The 18,949-nt window shown below is 36.6% G+C and carries 15 protein-coding genes and 1 tRNA gene; 6 read left to right on the forward strand and 10 right to left on the reverse strand.

Annotated features, from left to right (window positions below):
- Nucleotides 1-47: 47 nt before the first annotated feature.
- Nucleotides 48-365 (reverse strand): heavy metal-binding domain-containing protein, encoded by a 318-nt coding sequence (locus tag CGC47_RS05705; protein ID WP_013998140.1) that lies wholly within the window; start codon nt 363-365, stop codon nt 48-50.
- A 660-nt stretch (nt 366-1,025) separates the two neighbouring features.
- Between CGC47_RS05705 and CGC47_RS05710 the strand changes: the two genes are divergently transcribed.
- Nucleotides 1,026-1,886, forward strand: a complete 861-nt coding sequence (locus tag CGC47_RS05710; protein ID WP_042000558.1) for a helix-turn-helix domain-containing protein — start codon at nt 1,026-1,028, stop codon at nt 1,884-1,886.
- A 128-nt stretch (nt 1,887-2,014) separates the two neighbouring features.
- A complete protein-coding gene (locus CGC47_RS05715) occupies nt 2,015-3,700 on the forward strand; it encodes a putative transporter (RefSeq protein ID WP_095900106.1) in 1,686 nt (561 codons plus the stop codon).
- Nucleotides 3,701-4,294: 594 nt separating this feature from the next.
- Here CGC47_RS05715 and CGC47_RS05720 read toward each other — a convergent pair.
- From CGC47_RS05720 to CGC47_RS05740, 5 genes are all read right to left on the reverse strand, one after another.
- Nucleotides 4,295-4,900: a hypothetical protein gene (locus tag CGC47_RS05720; RefSeq protein ID WP_042002161.1), complete on the reverse strand. Its 606-nt coding sequence runs from the start codon at nt 4,898-4,900 to the stop codon at nt 4,295-4,297.
- 25 nt (nt 4,901-4,925) lie between these two features.
- Nucleotides 4,926-6,704: an AMP-dependent synthetase/ligase gene (locus CGC47_RS05725; protein ID WP_042002163.1), complete on the reverse strand. Its 1,779-nt coding sequence runs from the start codon at nt 6,702-6,704 to the stop codon at nt 4,926-4,928.
- Nucleotides 6,705-6,894: 190 nt separating this feature from the next.
- Complete coding sequence (locus tag CGC47_RS05730) at nt 6,895-8,238, reverse strand: DUF5723 family protein (RefSeq protein WP_095900107.1); 1,344 nt, start codon at nt 8,236-8,238, stop codon at nt 6,895-6,897.
- A gap of 105 nt (nt 8,239-8,343) precedes the next feature.
- A tRNA-Thr gene (locus tag CGC47_RS05735) sits at nt 8,344-8,417 on the reverse strand.
- Nucleotides 8,418-8,475: 58 nt separating this feature from the next.
- Nucleotides 8,476-8,745: a hypothetical protein gene (locus CGC47_RS05740; RefSeq protein WP_013998147.1), complete on the reverse strand. Its 270-nt coding sequence runs from the start codon at nt 8,743-8,745 to the stop codon at nt 8,476-8,478.
- A 182-nt stretch (nt 8,746-8,927) separates the two neighbouring features.
- Between CGC47_RS05740 and recA the strand changes: the two genes are divergently transcribed.
- Complete coding sequence (gene recA, locus CGC47_RS05745) at nt 8,928-10,025, forward strand: recombinase RecA (RefSeq protein ID WP_041986545.1); 1,098 nt, start codon at nt 8,928-8,930, stop codon at nt 10,023-10,025.
- A gap of 79 nt (nt 10,026-10,104) precedes the next feature.
- Here recA and metK read toward each other — a convergent pair whose 3' ends face one another.
- Together metK and trxA are read right to left on the reverse strand one after the other, a co-directional pair.
- Complete coding sequence (gene metK, locus CGC47_RS05750; protein WP_041913938.1) at nt 10,105-11,355, reverse strand: methionine adenosyltransferase; 1,251 nt, start codon at nt 11,353-11,355, stop codon at nt 10,105-10,107.
- Nucleotides 11,356-11,762: 407 nt separating this feature from the next.
- Complete coding sequence (trxA, locus tag CGC47_RS05755; RefSeq protein ID WP_013998159.1) at nt 11,763-12,080, reverse strand: thioredoxin; 318 nt, start codon at nt 12,078-12,080, stop codon at nt 11,763-11,765.
- A gap of 179 nt (nt 12,081-12,259) precedes the next feature.
- Between trxA and hemH the strand changes: the two genes are divergently transcribed.
- Both hemH and hemG read left to right on the forward strand, forming a co-directional pair.
- Nucleotides 12,260-13,291, forward strand: a complete 1,032-nt coding sequence (hemH, locus tag CGC47_RS05760) for a ferrochelatase (protein WP_042002168.1) — start codon at nt 12,260-12,262, stop codon at nt 13,289-13,291.
- Between the two features lie 3 nt (nt 13,292-13,294).
- The gene (gene hemG, locus CGC47_RS05765) at nt 13,295-13,822 is read left to right on the forward strand and encodes a menaquinone-dependent protoporphyrinogen IX dehydrogenase (RefSeq protein WP_042002172.1); all 528 of its coding nucleotides are present in this window, start codon (nt 13,295-13,297) and stop codon (nt 13,820-13,822) included.
- A 9-nt stretch (nt 13,823-13,831) separates the two neighbouring features.
- On the opposite strand, the gene CGC47_RS05770 is transcribed toward hemG, so the two are convergent.
- Both CGC47_RS05770 and CGC47_RS05775 read right to left on the reverse strand, forming a co-directional pair.
- Nucleotides 13,832-15,286, reverse strand: coding sequence for a sensor histidine kinase (locus CGC47_RS05770; RefSeq protein WP_042002175.1), 1,455 nt, complete (start codon nt 15,284-15,286; stop codon nt 13,832-13,834).
- Between the two features lie 13 nt (nt 15,287-15,299).
- Nucleotides 15,300-15,665, reverse strand: coding sequence for an SPOR domain-containing protein (locus CGC47_RS05775; RefSeq protein WP_013998164.1), 366 nt, complete (start codon nt 15,663-15,665; stop codon nt 15,300-15,302).
- Nucleotides 15,666-16,333: 668 nt separating this feature from the next.
- Here CGC47_RS05775 and CGC47_RS05780 point away from each other — a divergent pair.
- Nucleotides 16,334-18,934 (forward strand): DNA gyrase/topoisomerase IV subunit A, encoded by a 2,601-nt coding sequence (locus CGC47_RS05780; RefSeq protein WP_095900108.1) that lies wholly within the window; start codon nt 16,334-16,336, stop codon nt 18,932-18,934.
- Nucleotides 18,935-18,949: the final 15 nt, after the last annotated feature.

Below are 18,949 nucleotides of genomic sequence, written 5' to 3' on the forward strand. Positions count from 1 at the left end.
AAAAGATTGGAATCCTTTGAAAGTTTTAAGTAAGTTTTGGATATTTATCAGATAACCACTGCGGTTCCGCTTGCTGTAACCATAAGCATACCCCCACCGCTACCAACAGTTTCATAATCAAGGTCAATACCTACTACTGCATTGGCTCCCAGCATAGCGGCTCGTTGTTGTAATTCGGCAATAGCCGTATTTTTAGCTTCAATAAGTACTTTCTCGTAGGTGGTAGAACGTCCTCCAAAAAAATCGGTAAGCCCTGCCATAAAATCTTTGATGGCATTAGCGCCAATAATCGTTTCACCCGTTACGATACCTTTATATTCTTTGATAGGGTGACCTTCAAGAGTTGGGGTTGTAGAGAGAATCATTGTTTTTGAGATTTAAAAGTTAATTTCATAATGAACAAAGGTAGAAAAATTATTCTAATAAGTATTGAAATTTTTACGTATCACATAAAAACGAAAGCGTAGGCTGTTGGTAATCAGCCTACGCAGATAAATCATCTCTTCAAAATAAATAACAATTTAATTGGTAAATGAATTGTTAAAGTTTTGGTTTGATTGGAAAAGTCTTGTAATTGTTGTTGCAGCAAAATTTAGATGATGCTACCACTTAATTTTGATTCGATGTTATTAGTTTTTATCCAAGAAACACCCCGCATCCTTGTTTTAAGAAAGATGTTATTGGCTGTATTTTTAGATAACGGGTGCGAGGTGTTGAATTTTATCATTAGGTTATGTGTTTGTATTTTATTAGTTTATCCTTTCGTATTCTTAATTTTATCGTAACAAACCTATAAAAAAGACTAATTGCATTCAATGAATAAAAAGTGTATATTTGTATCTATTTCAAACATTTTTCCAAATCAAATTTTAATGAAAAATAATTTATTTTTAAAACCAAACAGCTTATTACCTTTTAATTACAATTTTTAACGCGTTTAAATTCATTTTTAAAAGGGATAAAAACAAATTATTTAAGTTGATAAAAAAAGTGTTATTATTTGCAAAGAAAGTAAAAGATAAAATATGACAACAACAGATATCTATCAAAAAATTTCTTTTGAAGAAACGAAAAAAAGTGACTCTTTCTTTCCTTTCGAATTGAAAATTTGGGATTGCCAAATTTCGCAGTTAGAGCAATGTAGCAACGAACAACACGCTTTCGCACATTGGGTTTTATCTTGGAATACGAATGACAAAGTATTTATAGAATTTCAAGAACAAAGACAAGAAATGGCTTCCGATAAAGTTTATCTCATTTCACCCAACACGCTACATTCTAAATGGATAACAACTAACAACAACCAGCAGATCAAGCAAACAAAACCTCATCAAAACCTTTCAATACATTTCAATTTAGGCATTCCATTGGACTGGATGCCTCCTGCAATCTACACCATCTCACTCACACCTTGCCAACAAAAAAGACTTTTGTTTCTATTTGATCAATTAACAAAGAACAATCAATCTACCATTCAGTGTTGTTTTCATATTCAATCCCTTGTTTTTGAATTCTTAAGCTTATTGAACTTTGATTTCCAAACTCCGCTTCATATTGATTCTCGAATTTTACAGATTACTCAAAAAATCACCCAAAACCTTTCGCAAAACTATACAAATGACGAATTGGCTTCGTTTGCCAATATGGCGACTAATTCTTTTTCTCGTTTGTTTAAAAAACAGATGAAAATGTCCGTACAACATTTTATAAAATCCGAAAAAATAAAGTTAGCTTGTAAATTATTAGACCGGAAAGAAATGTCTATTGAAAAAGTGGCTCATAATTTAGGTTTTTCTGACAGATACCATTTCTCTCGTATTTTCAAACAGTTAAAAAACTGTTCGCCTGGGCAATACTCCCAAAGGCATCCCGATTGCCATCAGTAGTAACCTTTTCGAAAGATTTATCTTTATCGTTTTCGTAGTTTTTTACACTTATTTTCATAAGAAAATACTAATGTTATTAAAATAAACGATACCTTTGTCTTCTAATTTTTAAAGATTATTTTAAGAATATGGAATGGTTTTTTAATTTGATGACTAATCACGAGAGTGTAGCCTACACCGTGATTGTTTACAGTGTTGTAATTGCTTTAGGAGTTGCCTTAGGGAAGGTGCGCATTGGAGGTATTTCTTTTGGGATAGCGTGTGTACTATTTGCTGGAATTGCTGCCGCTCATTTTGGTTTTACCGTAAACCACGAAGTACAACATTTTATAAAAGAATTTGGTTTAATCTTGTTTGTCTATACGATAGGTTTGCAAGTAGGACCAGGTTTTTTTGCCTCGTTTCAAAAAGAAGGGCTAAAACTCAATTCTTTGGCAATTATAGCTGTTGTTTGCTGTGTGGCAACGGTAATCGCTATTCATTATCTGCTAGATATTGATATGCCTACACTAGTAGGGATTATGTCTGGTGCTGTAACAAATACCCCTGGTTTAGGGGCAGCTCAAGCTACCGTTACTGACCTTTCGGGAGGAACTATTTCAACTTCGGTGCTTTCTACCGGATATGCTGTAGCGTATCCTTTCGGGGTGCTGGGCATTATCATTGTAATGTTAGCAATGAAATCTGCTTTAAGAATCAATATCAATACAGAGAAACGACTTCATAATTGGAAACATCACGATGACCAATCCTCTATCGCTCGTATTGCTATTGAAATAGACAATCCTGCATTGTTCGGCAAAAGACTTAGTGTGATTAACGAAACTTTGAATTTTAGTTTCATCATCTCACGGGTATTCAAAAGAAATACATCTGAAGAACATTTGGCAGATAACCAAATTATCCTTGAAGAAAAAGATGTGGCTCTGATTGTTTGTGATAAGAAAAACGTAGAAAAACTACTTAACCTAATGGGAAAACAAGTACAAGCGACAGAGTTTTTCTCTGAGGACGAAAAACAAATGAAAATCGTGTCACGTCGTATCAATGTCACTCAACGCAGTGCTTACACCAAAAAACTTTCAGAACTTAACGTACGTGGGCGTTTTGGGGTAACCATCACCCGAGTGTTCCGTGCTGGACTTGAATTTATTCCCAGCCCCAACACCAAGCTACAATTCGGCGATACCATTACCGTAATTGGCGATGAAGCAAGTATTCAATTGGTAAGCAAAGAATTCGGAAACTCCAAAAAGCGTATGCGTACTCCACACATTGCTGAACTTTTCTTAGGAATTACCCTTGGGGTTTTGGTAGGAAGTATTCCTTTCCATATTCCTGGCATTCCGGTACCTGTAAAATTAGGTTTGGCAGGAGGACCTTTAATTGTGGCTATTTTAATCAGCCGTTACGGAGGACGTTTATCCGTGACACATTACGTCTCGCAAAGTGCTAATTTAATGGTTCGCGAAATAGGTATTGTACTCTTTTTGGCAAGTGTGGGCTTAGATGCTGGAAAAACCTTTATGGAGACCATTTTACACGGCGAAGGATTGTATTGGATGCTTATCGGAGCACTAATCACACTTATTCCACTTATCATCACGGCTTTAGTTTCCCGATTTAACTACAAACTCACCTATTTGGAAACGTGCGGATTACTTGCAGGAGCCTCTACCGACCCACCAGCACTTGCTTTCGCTCACGATGTAACCAATTCTGACACTCCGGCACTTACTTATGCCAGTGTATATCCGCTCACTACCTTTATGCGGATTATGGTAGCACAACTACTTATCGTATTCTTTATGTAACATTTTTTAGTGCGTTTTTATAAAAGGAAAACTCGGAATAAACCTATTGTTCCGAGTTTTTTTATTGAATTATGTCTGCTAAAAAACAACAGATTCAGCAACCTTTTTTAAATTGCTGTTATAATTCTTACTTTAAAGAAAAGGTTATATCGTTATCATTTAAAGTAAATTGACTATACCACTTTGTAAATAAAAAATCTGTGCTAAAAAATGTATTTTTACCAAAGTAAGATTATCTTTTATTAATTAAAAATTCTTTTTTACAGATAAGAAATTTAATTTTACCAATAGAATAATACTTTTTACTACTATAAAATGAGTTTTTACTGATAGAAAATTAAATTTTACAGATAGATAATAAGCCCTTACTGATATAAAATATAATTTTTATGCTAACAAATTTAATTTTACATCAATAAAATTAAATTTTACTGATATAAAATTCAATTTTACGGATAAAAAATTATTTATTCTTTAATCTTTGATTTATCAAATTATGGTCAAACATTAAAAAATAGTTGAGCCGAGTAAAACCTGTGCTTACTCGGCTCATTTCTTTAATTGATTTCTATTTCTTTTACAAGATATGGAATTTTACTTTTTAGTAGTTACCAAGATTACTGCTTTTTTATCTTTTGCTCCGTATTTTTCTAACGATTTTTGGTCTTTTAACACCTCTACCAAAAGTATTTTATTCGGGTCATAGGCTTGTAATTCTTCGTGCGAAATCACTTTCCCGTCCATAATAACTAAAGTTTCATCAACAGACACCGAAGAATCTGTAATGGTGGATATATTTTGCTTATTTTCAGATGTAGGAGCGTTTTTCATCTTAGTGGTTACAATAATAACTCCGTATTTTGCCTTTTCTCCATAAGTCTCAATGGCTTTTTCATCTTTTAAAATACTGATGTTTTCAATATTTTCGGGAGATAGTGCATTAAATTCAGTCAAGGTTACTTCCTTTTTATCAACAATTATCAAAGGTTCTTTGTAGGCGGTTTTAATTACGGGGTCTTTAATTACAAACGTTTTTGTTTCGATTGTTTTTACCTCCGGAGTTTCTTTGGAAGAGTCGTTCTTCGCTTTGGTTTCTTGTGCCTGAAGCGTGTTGTTTGAAAATAGGCATAAAATTGCTGTTGCTACCAACACCAGAGTAGCATAACTCCATTTGGCACGTACTGAGGATTGTTTTTTCATTGTCATATCAATTTAAATTTCTAAATTACGAATTATGTCTGTAAAATTTATTGTACATCTCGGCGTATTTTTCTTTAATGATACGTCGCTTGAGTTTTAGTGTAGGGGTAAGATGCCCAGCATCAATGCTCCACTCGTCAGGAGTAAGGTCAAACACTTTTATTTGCTCCCAATTGCCCAAATGGCTGTTTACTTTATGAACTTCCTTTTGTATTCGGTCATAAACAGCTTTGTTTTTAGCCATTTCAGCATAAGTTCCCGAAAGTGGAATTTGGTGACGACGTGCCCATTCCTTTACAAACTCAAAATTGATTTGTATGAAAGCGGCAGGCATTTTCTCACCCTCACCAACCACCATTGCTTGTTCTATAAATCGGGATTGTTTTAGCAGATTTTCAATCATTTGTGGGGCAATATACTTCCCTCCCGAAGTTTTGAATATTTCTTTCTTCCGGTCGGTAATTTTCAAGAAGTTTTCACCATCAAGTTCACCAATATCCCCAGTGTGGAAAAATCCGTCGGTGATGGACTGTTGTGTTAATTCAGGGTCTTTGTAATATCCGAGCATTACATTCTCTCCCTTACATAGAATTTCTCCGTCGTCTGCTATTTTAACTTCCAGATTATTGATAGGTTTTCCTACCGTACCTATTTTCCAATATCTTCCTGCTTCACGATTCACCGCGATTACAGGAGCGGTTTCGGTCAGTCCGTATCCTTCAACAATATGCAATCCTGCGGCAGCAAAAATACGAGCCAATCGAGATTGAAGAGGTGCACTACCCGATACCATCAATTCAAGTTCGCCTCCTAAGGCTTCGTGCCATTTTCTGAAAACTAATTTTCGAGCTATGGCAAGTTTCATTTGATAAAACCACCCATTAGCTCCATAAAGCTCATAATCAAATCCTAAATTCAGTGCCCAGAAGAAAATTTTCCGCTTAAATCCGTTAAGCGAAGCACCTTTAGCATATATTTTGTCATACACTTTTTCCACCAATCTGGGTACTACCGTCATCATTTGTGGTTTTACTTCTCTGAGGTTATCTCCCATTTTTTCAATGGATTCAGCAAAATAAATGCGCATACAATTGTATTGATAGAAATAGATAAGCATACGCTCGAAAATGTGACATACGGGAAGGAAACTCAAACAACGAGAACCTCTTTTTACGGGCAAACGGTCTTGGCAGTTGATGATATTAGAAATAATATTACGATGCGAAAGCATTACTCCTTTGGGTCGTGCTGTAGTCCCTGAAGTATAAATGATGGTGGCTAAATCATCGGCTTTTACATTATCTTTATGTCTTTCTACTTCATTTTGATTGCTGGTATCGGCTCCTAATTCGGATAGGATATGCCAGTTTTGAGCGTTTTTAACCTCATCGAAAGTGTATATTTGCTCCAACAGAGGTAATTTTTCTCGGATAGAGGTAATCTTCTCAAATAATTGTTGGTCAGAAACGAAACAATACTTACACTCGGCGTGATTGAAAATGTATTCATAATCTTCTAAAGAAATGGTAGGATATACTGGAACGTTTTGCGCTCCGATTTGGAGTATTGCCATATCTAAAATATGCCATTCCGTGCGATTGTTTGATGAAATTACTGCGATTTTATCCTCTTTTCTAACTCCTAAACGCAATAACCCACGACTAACCGTGTTTATACGATCAATATAGGTTTGGGTGGAAATGGATATCCATTTTCCGTCGTATTTTGTGGTAAAAGCTTCATCAGAAGGAAGCGTTCTTAATTGGTAATAAGGAATGTCAAACAAACGTGTGACTGAATTCATAAACTTAAATTGAATTAAAATGATTTCGCAAAGTAATAAAAAAACTCAATATCAGCAATCAATCGTAAGATATTTTAAAATGGTGATTTTAAAAAGAATTAACTTTCACTGAGTTGGTCTCAAAACACTAAAAAAGGGATTGTACAACAATCCCTTTTTAAATATTTTAAAACTATTCTTTTTTGACCGATTACAGACCAAAGCGCAGCCCAAAATACACATCAGCTTGTTTTGACTTGTTGGTCAGTACACTTAGCGCACTTCCTGAACCTACAAACAAAGGCCCCATTCGCAAAGCTACACCAGCATTGAATTTTGATAAATCACTATAATTCAATGGCAAATAAAATCCAAAATATTTACCTTCAAATCGAGGCGTCAACGAATACGAATTGGCATAATACGCATTTTTTGCGCTATCTTCTTTACTTACCAAATTGAATTGTGAGGCAAATTCCACAAAAAATCGTGAACCTGCATAGTAATCAAAAATCAGGTTCAATGAAGTAGGTAAACTGGCTTTGTAACTATCGGATATTCCTCCCGTTTTAACGTATTCACTCTTTTTAAGGTTTTCTTGTATTTGGGTCAAATTATCTCCTAAATTATCCAATCGGAAACGCTTCCCTGCAGGAACATTCAAAAGATATTGGAACGAATTTTGAGGATTTGACGAATATTTAATTCCACCGATATCCAACAATGAAACCCCTATTTTGTATCTGTATCCTCTTCCTATTCCACAATTAGGGCACCAGTCGTCAGCACCTTCTAGCTGACGCTCATAAACCAACCCTAAGTCAAACCCGATACCTTTGCCATACGACTTAGTAATATCCGAAACGTTTTTCAAATTAGTAAAATCAACTCCTGAATTGAGCATTACAACCCCTGCGTTGGCATTACTTAAGTAAACCTCATTTCCGTCTATTTCAATTTTAGCATCTTTAAGTCCGTTGATTTGAACGTATGAGCTAGTGAAACCTTGCAAAAGCTTGGCAGTTACCCCTGCTTTAATCACGTGATTCAAATCTTGAAAAAGCACCATAGAGAATGTACCACCAATTTCTGACCAACCATTAGCAGTCACACCTTGATTTTCTGGACTTTGCAGAACATAATTTTCTGTTAATTTATTCTCGCTCAAAGCCTTAAACAGATGAGTATTCAAGTTATTCAAATGAGCAAAAACACGAGCTCTTGATGTTAGGGCAAAGGCAAATTTGCTACCTCCTACCATAAATGAAGGACCTAAAACATCAGCATTTATAACTCCTGATATCTTATCATTTTCTAATTTAAATAAGTCATCTTTCACAGAAGATAGCTTCAAATCGGTAGCATTGTTTGCAAAATTAACTTGAAAAGAAAGCAAATTGACGTCCCATTTTTTAGAAGAAGCTACAATATTAGCAGGGTTAGATAGCGTACTTTGTACCCCTAAATAACTACTTGAGCGTATGCCCGAAAAAGGTTGTTGAGCCGAAACTCCAACAGAAAATAAAGCTGTTAAAGCAATAAAAATTTTCTTCATTACAATAGTGTTATATTTTATAATCGGGTGCAAATATAATATTTAAAATTGATTGACAATAAAAAACTAAAGTGCACTTGAGAAATTCAAGTGCACTTTAGTTTGAGCCGGCAGAGGGATTCGAACCCACGACCCCGAGATTACAAATCACGTGCTCTGGCCAACTGAGCTATGCCGGCATTGCGGGTGCAAATATAGTATGTTTTTTCTTATTTGCAAATCCCTATCGCTATTTTTCTAGCTCAATTGATTCAATTTTTCAACCAATTTACCAGCCTCTACCTCGAAATCTTTTCGAACCGACTTCAAGTGTTCTCCTCTATTTTCTACATTTCTATCGGATATTTTAGACATAAAACCATCATACTTTGCCACAATTTCTTGAATCAAAGCCGTTCCTTGTTCCGATTTTTGATTTCCAGTTGATAATTCCCACATTAGCACTGCATCAATGATATCTCCTAATACATAGTTGATATCTTTTTTCAAATGTTTTATACTTGCCATAATTTCTAAAAATAATAATTTATGGGCAAAGGTATAAAAAATAGTGCAGAAATAACATAAACAAATACAATGAGTAAAAAGTTAAACCTACCGTTTTATAAAAATATGTTATTTGATTTCGATTTTAAAAAATATTCATAATAAAATTGTAACTTGCGCTTTGATTTAAGATTACACAGATTATGAGTAAAAAAGAAAATAAAGTAGAAAGCGCTCAAGAAGCCAAGTTAAAAGCCCTAAAACTTACCCTTGAAAAACTAGACAAAGCCTACGGAAAAGGAACTGTAATGCAACTAGGAGATGCTGCAGTTGAAGAGATTGAAACCATTTCTACAGGCTCTATTGGGCTTGATGTAGCTTTGGGGGTAGGAGGCTATCCTAAAGGAAGAGTTATTGAAATTTTCGGACCAGAATCATCAGGGAAAACCACCCTAACCCTTCACGCCATTGCCGAAGCTCAAAAATCAGGAGGTATTGCAGCCTTTATTGATGCCGAACACGCCTTTGATCGTTTCTATGCCCAAAAACTAGGGGTTGATATTGACAATCTCATTGTTTCACAACCTGATAACGGAGAACAAGCCCTTGAAATTGCTGATAGCTTAATACGTTCCAATGCTGTAGATTTGATTGTTATTGATTCGGTAGCAGCTCTGACTCCAAAAAGCGAAATTGAAGGCGATATGGGTGACTCAAAAATGGGAGTACACGCCCGACTAATGTCACAAGCCTTACGAAAAATTACGGGAAGCATCAGCAAAGCACATTGTACCGTTATTTTCATCAATCAATTACGAGATAAAATTGGGGTAATGTTCGGAAACCCAGAAACCACCACAGGTGGAAATGCTTTAAAATTCTATGCTTCAGTGCGATTAGATATTCGAAAAGTAGGCTCACCCTTAAAAGATGGCGATGGGAATGCCGTAGGAAACAAAACCAAAGTTAAAGTAGTAAAAAACAAAGTTGCCCCTCCATTCAAATCTGCTGAATTCGATATTATGTTTGGAGAAGGCATATCGAAAGTAGGAGAAGTTATTGATGTGGGTGTAGATTATAACATCATTGGAAAAAGTGGTTCGTGGTTCAACTACAATGGTACTAAATTGGCTCAAGGACGCGATGCCGTAAAAGCCTTGCTTAAAGACAACCCTGAGTTAATGGAAGAATTAGAAACCCAAATTCGTGAAGCACTCAAAGCAGAATCTAATAGCGACACTCCAAAGAAAACAAGCAAAAGTAAAGCCTCCGAAGAAGAGGAAGAAATAACAGAAGATTAAGACAAAAATAAAATAGTGCTTAAAAACTTTATTTATTGTTTTTAAGCACTATTTCCTTTACTATTTGGTCGTTTAAGAGCTACAATCCAAATTCTTTCTTAAGAAGATTTACATAATCCAATTTTTCCCAAGTAAACAACTCAACTTCAATAGTTTTTGAAGCCTCATAAGGCGAATGAAACACCTTTGTAACCACTTCAGGAGTTCTTCCCATATGTCCGTAAGCCGCAGTTTCGCTATATATTGGGTTACGAAGTTTCAGTCTTTTCTCAATATCATACGGACGCAAGGTAAATATTTGTTCAATTTTTCGAGCGATTTCTCCATCGGTCAAGCCTACCTTTGCTGTTCCGTAAGTGTTTACGTATAACCCTGTGGGTTTTGCCACTCCAATGGCATAACTTACTTGTACTAAAATTTCATCAGCAATACCAGCAGCTACCATATTTTTGGCAATATGCCTCATCGCATAGGCAGCACTTCTGTCCACTTTACTTGGGTCTTTGCCTGAAAAAGCACCACCTCCGTGTGCCCCTTTTCCTCCATAGGTATCTACGATGATTTTTCTTCCTGTAAGCCCCGTGTCGCCGTGTGGTCCACCAATTACAAAAATACCTGTGGGATTGATGTGGTATATAATATCGTCATCGAAAAATCGAGCATATTGCGGATATTTTTTAATGACTCTAGGAATTAAAATCTTGATGATATCTTCCTTAATTTTTTGAAGCATTTTTTCTTCAGTATCAAAGGAATCGTGTTGAGTTGAAATAACGATAGTATTGATGCGTTGAGGCTTATTATCATCGCTATACTCTAAAGTTACTTGGCTTTTGGCATCGGGGCGTAAATAGGTAATTTCATTATTTTCTCTACGAACTTCGGCCAACTCACGAAGCAAAACGTGCGATAGGTCAAGTGCCAAAGGCATATAATTTTCCGTTTCGTTAGTAGCATAGCCAAACATCATCCCTTGATCACCAGCACCTTGCTCCTCTGGATTTTTTCTATCTACCCCTTGATTGATATCAGGTGATTGTTCGTGAATGGCAGAAAGCACTCCGCAAGATTTTGCCTCGAACATATACTCGCTTTTGGTATATCCAATTTTTTCAATTACATTACGAGCAATTTGCTGAACATCAATATATGTTTCTGATTTTACTTCTCCAGCCAAAATTACTTGTCCTGTAGTTACTAAAGTTTCACAAGCTACCTTTGAGTTGGGGTCGAAAGCTAAAAAATTATCAATCAAGGCATCGCTAATCTGATCAGCAATCTTGTCTGGATGCCCCTCCGAAACAGATTCTGAAGTGAATAAATATCCCATATTATAAAATTTAGGTAGAGAAAGAGATAAAAAGAAAAACAATCCTACAGCTATAGTATAGTAAAAACCAACAAGATACTGCTTTAGCATTTTTTGGTAGATACCAAAGAGGTTGCAATCAGTCAAATCTTTCCTCTATTATTAAACGTGTGCAAAGATAATATTTTTGGTATAATGGACAAAAATTAGGCTGGCTACATTCAACCCCCAAGTGCAATTTTTTATGCCACGAATTTATAAAATACATTTTTAAACAGGCTCTAAAAGAATCTTCAAAAAATGTACATTTTATTTTGAATTTTGGTACATTTCATTTTGCGGATTACACTATTACGATATAAAAAAACAAAAAAGCAACAACAAGAAAAAATCTTGCAGCTGCTTTTGTCTGAAAATGAAAAAATTATTTACAGTAAGCTGTCAATAGCATCTGTATATGTTTTTTTAGGTGCAACACCTACCTGACGCCCTACTACCTCTCCGTTTTGGAATATCAAAACCGTAGGAATATTACGTACGCCATACTTTCCAGCAAAATCTTGATTGTTGTCCACATCTACCTTTCCTACAACGGCTTTTCCGTCATATTCTCTTGCAATTTCTTCAATTACAGGACCTAACATACGGCAAGGTCCACACCAAGCTGCCCAAAAATCAACCACTACAGGTTTGTCACTTTTCAAAACTACTTCTTCAAAAGTAGCATCAGTTATTTCTAAAGCCATATTTTTTATTTTTTAATTAGTAAATTAAAATGAACAACAAAGATAATATAATTATTACGAATATTCAAACCTCAATACTATAACTTTTGTTTATACAAGTATTTCAATAATTTATAATGAAACTTTTTTTGTAAAATAAATTAAGTATTTTTGCTGTGTTTTTAATCAATTCAAAATCGATGTCAAAAGGAGTTTTGTTAGTGAACTTAGGTTCGCCCGATTCCACCCAAGTGGAAGATGTAAAAAAATATTTAGATGAATTTTTAATGGACGAACGGGTCATCGATTTTCCCTACTGGCTACGTGCCCTTATAGTTCGTGGTATTATTTTGCGCGTTCGTCCGCCGAAAACCGCCAAGGCATATCGGAAAATTTGGTGGGAAGAAGGCTCACCGCTTATTGTACTTTCCCAGCGACTTAAAGAGAAAGTACAGCAACGCACTACGATTCCTGTACAGATAGTAATGCGTTACGGCAATCCTAGCTTGGAATTTGGACTTTCTCAGCTTCAAAAACAAGGAGTTACCCAAGTGCTTGTAATGCCACTTTATCCGCAATACGCTATGGCTACTACACAAACCATAGAAGTACTTGCTGATGATTTGGTCAAAACTAAGTTCAAAAACCTTGAAATCACCAAATTTCCTGCCTTTTACGATAGAAAAGAATACATTGACGCACTAACCAGCGTTACCGAGTCTTTCTTAAAAGATTTTGATTTTGACCATTTGCTGTTTTCGTACCACGGTGTTCCTGAAAGACATATAAAGAAAACAGATAAAACTGGGAAACACAAAAAAATAGTGGACAATCAGTACTGCTGTCAGCCTAAAACTCCTGAAGCAACGTATTGTTACCGAACTCACTGCTTTGAAACCACACGACAACTGGTGGAGCGTTTAGGTTTGAAACAAAGCCAGTATTCTCAAGCCTTTCAGTCGCGCTTAGGGATTGACAAATGGCTAGAACCCTTCACTTCTGATCGGGTAGAGGAATTGGCTAAAAATGGCGTTAAGAAACTTGCCGTCATTACTCCTGCTTTCGTTACCGATTGCATTGAAACCCTTGAAGAAATTGAAATGGAAGCTGGTAAAGATTTTATAGAAAACGGTGGCGAAGTATTCAAGATGGTGCCTTGCCTTAATGACGATGATAGTTGGGCTGATGCCATTGCCGTATGGATTAACCAATGGATAGATAACAAAGCTTAAGCGATGAATAAAACAATCATTATTTATGCTACAGTAGATGGGCAGACTCAAAAAATCAGTCAAGCCATAGCCCAAACTTTAAAATCCGAACGATGTATTGTTGATTTGGTCAGGATTGATCAACTACAGGAAAGCCAAGTGGCTCATTACGACAAAATCATAGTAGCGTCAAGCATTAGGTATGGGAAACATAACAAGCAAATTATTGATTTTATAAACAGAAACACCCCACTTTTAAACACAAAAAAAACGGCTTTTGTTTCGGTGAATTTGGTGGCGCGTAAAGCGGAAAAAAGCAGTGCTATGACCAATCCGTATGTGGTGAAATTTATTCGTAAAATAGCGTGGAAACCCACTGTGATACAGGTTTTTGCTGGGCGAATTGATTACAAATTGTATAGTTTGGGTGATCGCCTAATTATAAAACTGATAATGTTTATAACCAAGGGTCCGATACGCTCAAAAGAACCCATAGAATACACCAATTGGGACGAGGTACGGCAGTTTTCACGCAATTTCGCCCAATTATAAGGTCAAAATCTATTTGTCCGATTTAGGAAAACTGATAAAAAAAGTACTTCCTTGACCCTCAACGGAGTGGAATTGTATTTTTCCGCCGTGCGACTCTACAATGTTTTTTACAATGGCAAGTCCCAGTCCGCTACCGCTGGATTTGGTGGTGAATTTGGGTTCAAAAATCTTGTCTGCATCGGCTTGAGCAATGCCCGTTCCGTTATCGGTCACGATAAGCTCCACATTTTGGTCTTTATTAAGTAGGGTTACCCTGATTTTAGGCTCGGCTTTTTGAGCGGTGGCTTGTACAGCATTTTTCACCAAATTGGTTACCACACGTGCAATTTGGTCTTTATCGAACCAAGCCACAATTTGTTCTTCTTGACAAACAAAATCAATATGTTTGGAGTTGAAAATATCCAAAGTACGCTTTACAATAGGCACTAAATCAAAATGTTCGTCGTGTTTGGCAGGCATATTGGTAAAGGCGGAAAAAGCAGAAGCGATATTGCTCATAATATCAATTTGCTGAATAATAGACTCGCAAAACTCATTGACCGTTTCAGAGGATTGTTGCGGATGCATCGAAAATTTACGTTGGAAACTTTGTACACTCAATCGCATTGGGGTAAGCGGATTTTTGATTTCGTGAGCCACTTGTTTTGCCATTTCACGCCAAGCCTGTTCACGTTCCGATTTTGCCAATTGTACTTTACTTCGCTCAATTTCATCAATCATACCATTATAAGCCGCTACCAATTTCCCGATTTCGGCACTTGGGGAATCCAAAATAATCTTTTCATTACGCTCAAGCAGTCGTGTTTTTTCCAAGCCCTTTTCAATGGTTTTTAAAGATTTGGTAATGTATTTCGACATAAAGTAAGCCAACGACAGAGCTACAATTAAAATAATGAAATATACCATCAGAAGGTTGTATAACGAGCCCTCCATATTACGCTCAATAAAGGTATCGTTTTCAAAATTCGGAATGTTTAAAATGGCTATAGGTTTGAATTGCGGGTCGTTTACATACGAATACGATTCTTGATAGCTACGCTGGTCAATTTCCAATTGCTGAGCATAGCGTTTGTCTAAAGCCCCTGCGATATTGCGAAGTATTTCTTCAGGGATTTGCAAGGAATCTTTAGTGCTGTCCAAAACGACACTTGAGCTTTTTAACAGATTTCCACTAAGGTCAAACAAGTTAAAGTTCACGTTTTGAATGTTCGCGATATTGAAGATTTCTTGACGAAAAATAAGGGGAATGTAGCTGGTTTCTACCGGATAGGTAGTCTGCTTCAGTACGTGGAGGATTTGAGTATGAATCTGATTTTCTTTATCAATAAGCCGTTCTTGATGATACTGAGCCGATTGTTTACGATACTGAAAGACCATCACTGCAGCAATTGCCGAGAAAGCCACCAGCATCAAAAGTGCCATACTTAAAAAAATACGTAACCGAAGCGAGTTTTTTTTGAGCATTTGTGCCTTAGGGTTAATAGGTTGTTGGGTTCCAGATGAAAGCCGCAGGGAATACTTTTTTAACCTCTACCAATTGTCTTTCGGCATCTAAACGAGTACGGAAAACCCCTATACGCACCTTGTAATTAGGGGTTTCAAAACTGAGCGAAGCAGGGAGCTTGAATTTTGATTTTGCGGTTTCCATTGCTTGATTGGCTCCCGAAATATTTCCGTTATAAATCTGAATTTGTATATGCTTTTCACTCTTAGCAATTTCCTTTTTCACCTCAATGAGGGTTTTAATGTTTTCGCTTTCCACTATGGTGATGCCATTTTGCGAATATGCACTTAATGAAATCATTACCAACACAAGCCAAAGAAGATTTTTTGAAAGAATCATAATTTTTAATATTTAATGAGCGGGACAAAAATACTGAATTAAAGCCCAAAACACAAATAATTTATTAGAAGTTTCAAGGATAAAGTAGAAAGGATAAAGTGAAAAGGAACAAGAAACAAGAACCAAGTGTGAGGGAAAAGGATAAAGTGAAAAGTATGAACAATCAATATGCAAGTGACAAGTATGAAAATTCTAGCTAGAAGCTTCATTTTTCAAGCTAAAAGCTCCGAAATTGAAGCTAAAAGCTAGAAACACTGAGCTAAAAGCTTAAAACATCTAGCCTAAAGCTTAAAAAACTTAACTCAAAGGTTAAAATTCTCAATAAAAAAGTAGAAATATTGAGCTAAAAGCTACAAATACCGAGTTTTGTGTTTGTCATACATAGCTTTTAGTCAATAGTCTGCGGTCAAGCTGAGCGAAGTCGAAGCTTTAAATAAATGAGATAGAAGCTAATCTACACACGTTAGCCAACAGTAATTAGCGAATAGCTAATCATCAAAACTATTTCTTATTCCTTTATACTTTATCCTTTTTACTTCACACTTATTACTTGTTACTTGTTACTTTTCACTTTATCCTTTATCCTTTACACTTTTTTTAATGTTTAAATCTTTTAGTTTTTTTAATGTTGTATCTTTGCTCACAAGTAAAAGCAATTGGGCAATCTGATGGAAGAGAACACTACTCAAAATACACAAAACACAGGAGATAGCATCATTAAAATCACGGGAATGTACCAGAATTGGTTTCTGGATTATGCCTCGTATGTGATTTTGGAACGCGCGGTTCCTGCCATTGAAGACGGATTTAAACCCGTACAAAGGCGTATTATGCACGCTTTAAAGGAATTAGACGATGGTCGCTACAATAAAGTTGCTAACGTTGTGGGGCATACAATGCAGTATCACCCTCACGGAGATGCCAGTATTGCTGACGCTATGGTGCAAATTGGGCAAAAAGATTTACTTATTGACACGCAGGGAAACTGGGGAAACATTCTCACGGGCGACAATGCGGCGGCTTCCCGATACATTGAAGCGCGGCTCTCCAAGTTTGCTTTGGACGTGGTTTTCAGCCCCAAAGTAACCCAATGGCAAGCCAGCTATGACGGACGTAAAAAAGAGCCCGTTCACCTGCCTGTAAAATTTCCATTGCTGTTAGCACAAGGGGCTGAGGGAATTGCCGTTGGGCTTTCTACCAAAATTTTGCCTCATAATTTTGTGGAACTGCTCGATGCCTCGATAAAATATCTCAAAGGAAAGCCTTTTGAGCTGTATCCTGATTTTCCTACCGCAGGTATTATGGATGTAAGCGGGTATAACGATGGGCAACGTGGTGGTAAAATTAGGGTACGAGCCCGAATATCGCAGATGGATAAAAGTACGCTGGTCATTACCGAAATTCCGTTTTCAACCACCACCAACTCGCTGATTGATTCCATTTTAAAGGCTAATGAAAAAGGAAAAATCAAAATCAAAAAGGTAGATGACAATACAGCAGAAAATGTAGAAATTCTCATTCATTTGCCTTCAGGAATCTCTCCCGACAAAACCATTGATGCGCTTTATGCCTTTACCGCTTGTGAAACTTCGGTTTCGCCATTAGCTTGTATCATTGAAGATAATAAGCCGCTGTTTTTGAGCGTGAGCGAAATCCTAAAACGCTCTACCGACTACACCGTGGCGCTACTCAAAGCCGAATTGCAAATCGAGCTAGAAGAATTACAAGAAAAATGGCATTTTGCGTCTTTGGAAAAGATTTTTATCCGAGAGGAAATGTACATCGACTTTAAAAATTATTCCGACAAAGAAAGCCTATATAGTTATCTTTATGAACGTTTCGAGCCTTTCAAAAAAGATTTAATCCGCGAAATTACCGATGATGATTTACAGCGTTTGACACAAATCCCGATGATTCGAATCACCCGTTTCGACTCGTTCAAGGCAGATGAAATAATGCTCAAAATTGAAGCGGATATTGCTGAGGTAAAAAATCATTTAGAAAACCTCATTGATTATGCTATCAATCACTTCAAACGCTTGAAAGATACTTACGGAAAAGGGCGTGAGCGAAAAACTGAAATTCGTCCGTTTGATGATATTGTAGCTACCAAAGTGGTTATTCGAAATATCAAATTATACGTAAACAAAGCGGAAGGTTTTGTGGGGACTTCGCTTAAAAAAGACGAATACGTAGGAGATTGCAGTGATATTGACGATGTTATCGCTTTTGCGGAAGACGGCACGATGACCGTATTTAAAGTAACCGAAAAAACATATGTAAAAAAGAATCTTATTCACGTAGCGGTGTTTAAAAAAGACGACAAACGCACCATTTACAATATGATTTACAAAGATGGCACCACCGGATTTTCGTACATCAAACGCTTTAACGTAACGGCAATCACACGTGAAAAAGAATACGAACTTATCCCGAAACACAATGCTTCGAAAGTACTGTATTTCAGTGCAAATCCTAATGGTGAGGCAGAAATTGTAACCATCAATTTAAGACAAGCTGGTTCCATACGTAAGCTCAAATGGGATATCAATTTTGCCGACACCCTCATTAAAAGTCGTTCGGCACGAGGCAATATGGTGTCCAAATTTGCCATAAAGCGCATTGAGCTTAAGGAGAAAGGGGTATCCACGCTTAAGCCTCGTAAAATTTGGTTTGATGATATCGTACGTCGCCTCAATACAGATGAGCGGGGAACGTTGTTGGGAGCCTTTAAGGGCGATGACCGATTGTTGCTTATATCCAAAGAAGGTTTGGTAAAGACGGTAATTCCTGATTTAAGTCTGCATTTTGATAACAATCTGCTGGTTATGGAGAAATGGCAACCCGAAAAGCCCATTTCAGCAATCTATTACGATGGCGAAAAAGACCGCTGTTTTGTAAAGCGTTTCGTGGTAGAAAACGAAAATAAAGAAGAGTTAATAATTACCGAACACCCCAAATCGGCATTGCTTTTCGTATCAACTCATTGGCGACCAATGGCAGAGGTAGTCTTTGCCAAAGAAAAAGGGAAAGACCCCAAAGAAAATGTTATCGTTAATTTGGAAGAATTCATCGCTATCAAAGGAATTAAGGCTTTAGGCAATCAGCTAAGCACCGATAAAGTAAGGGAAATCAAAGCCCTTGAGCCTTTGCCTTATGAGGAAGATGTACAGCAGGAGCCTTCGGAGGAAGAAATCGGTGATGAGCAATTTATACCATCAAGTCAAACTGAAAACGACCAGCAAACCTCCCTTGATTTGGGCATTTAAAAACAATTTCGAAAT

The organism is Capnocytophaga canimorsus, from assembly GCF_002302565.1.
GTDB lineage: Bacteria > Bacteroidota > Bacteroidia > Flavobacteriales > Flavobacteriaceae > Capnocytophaga > Capnocytophaga canimorsus.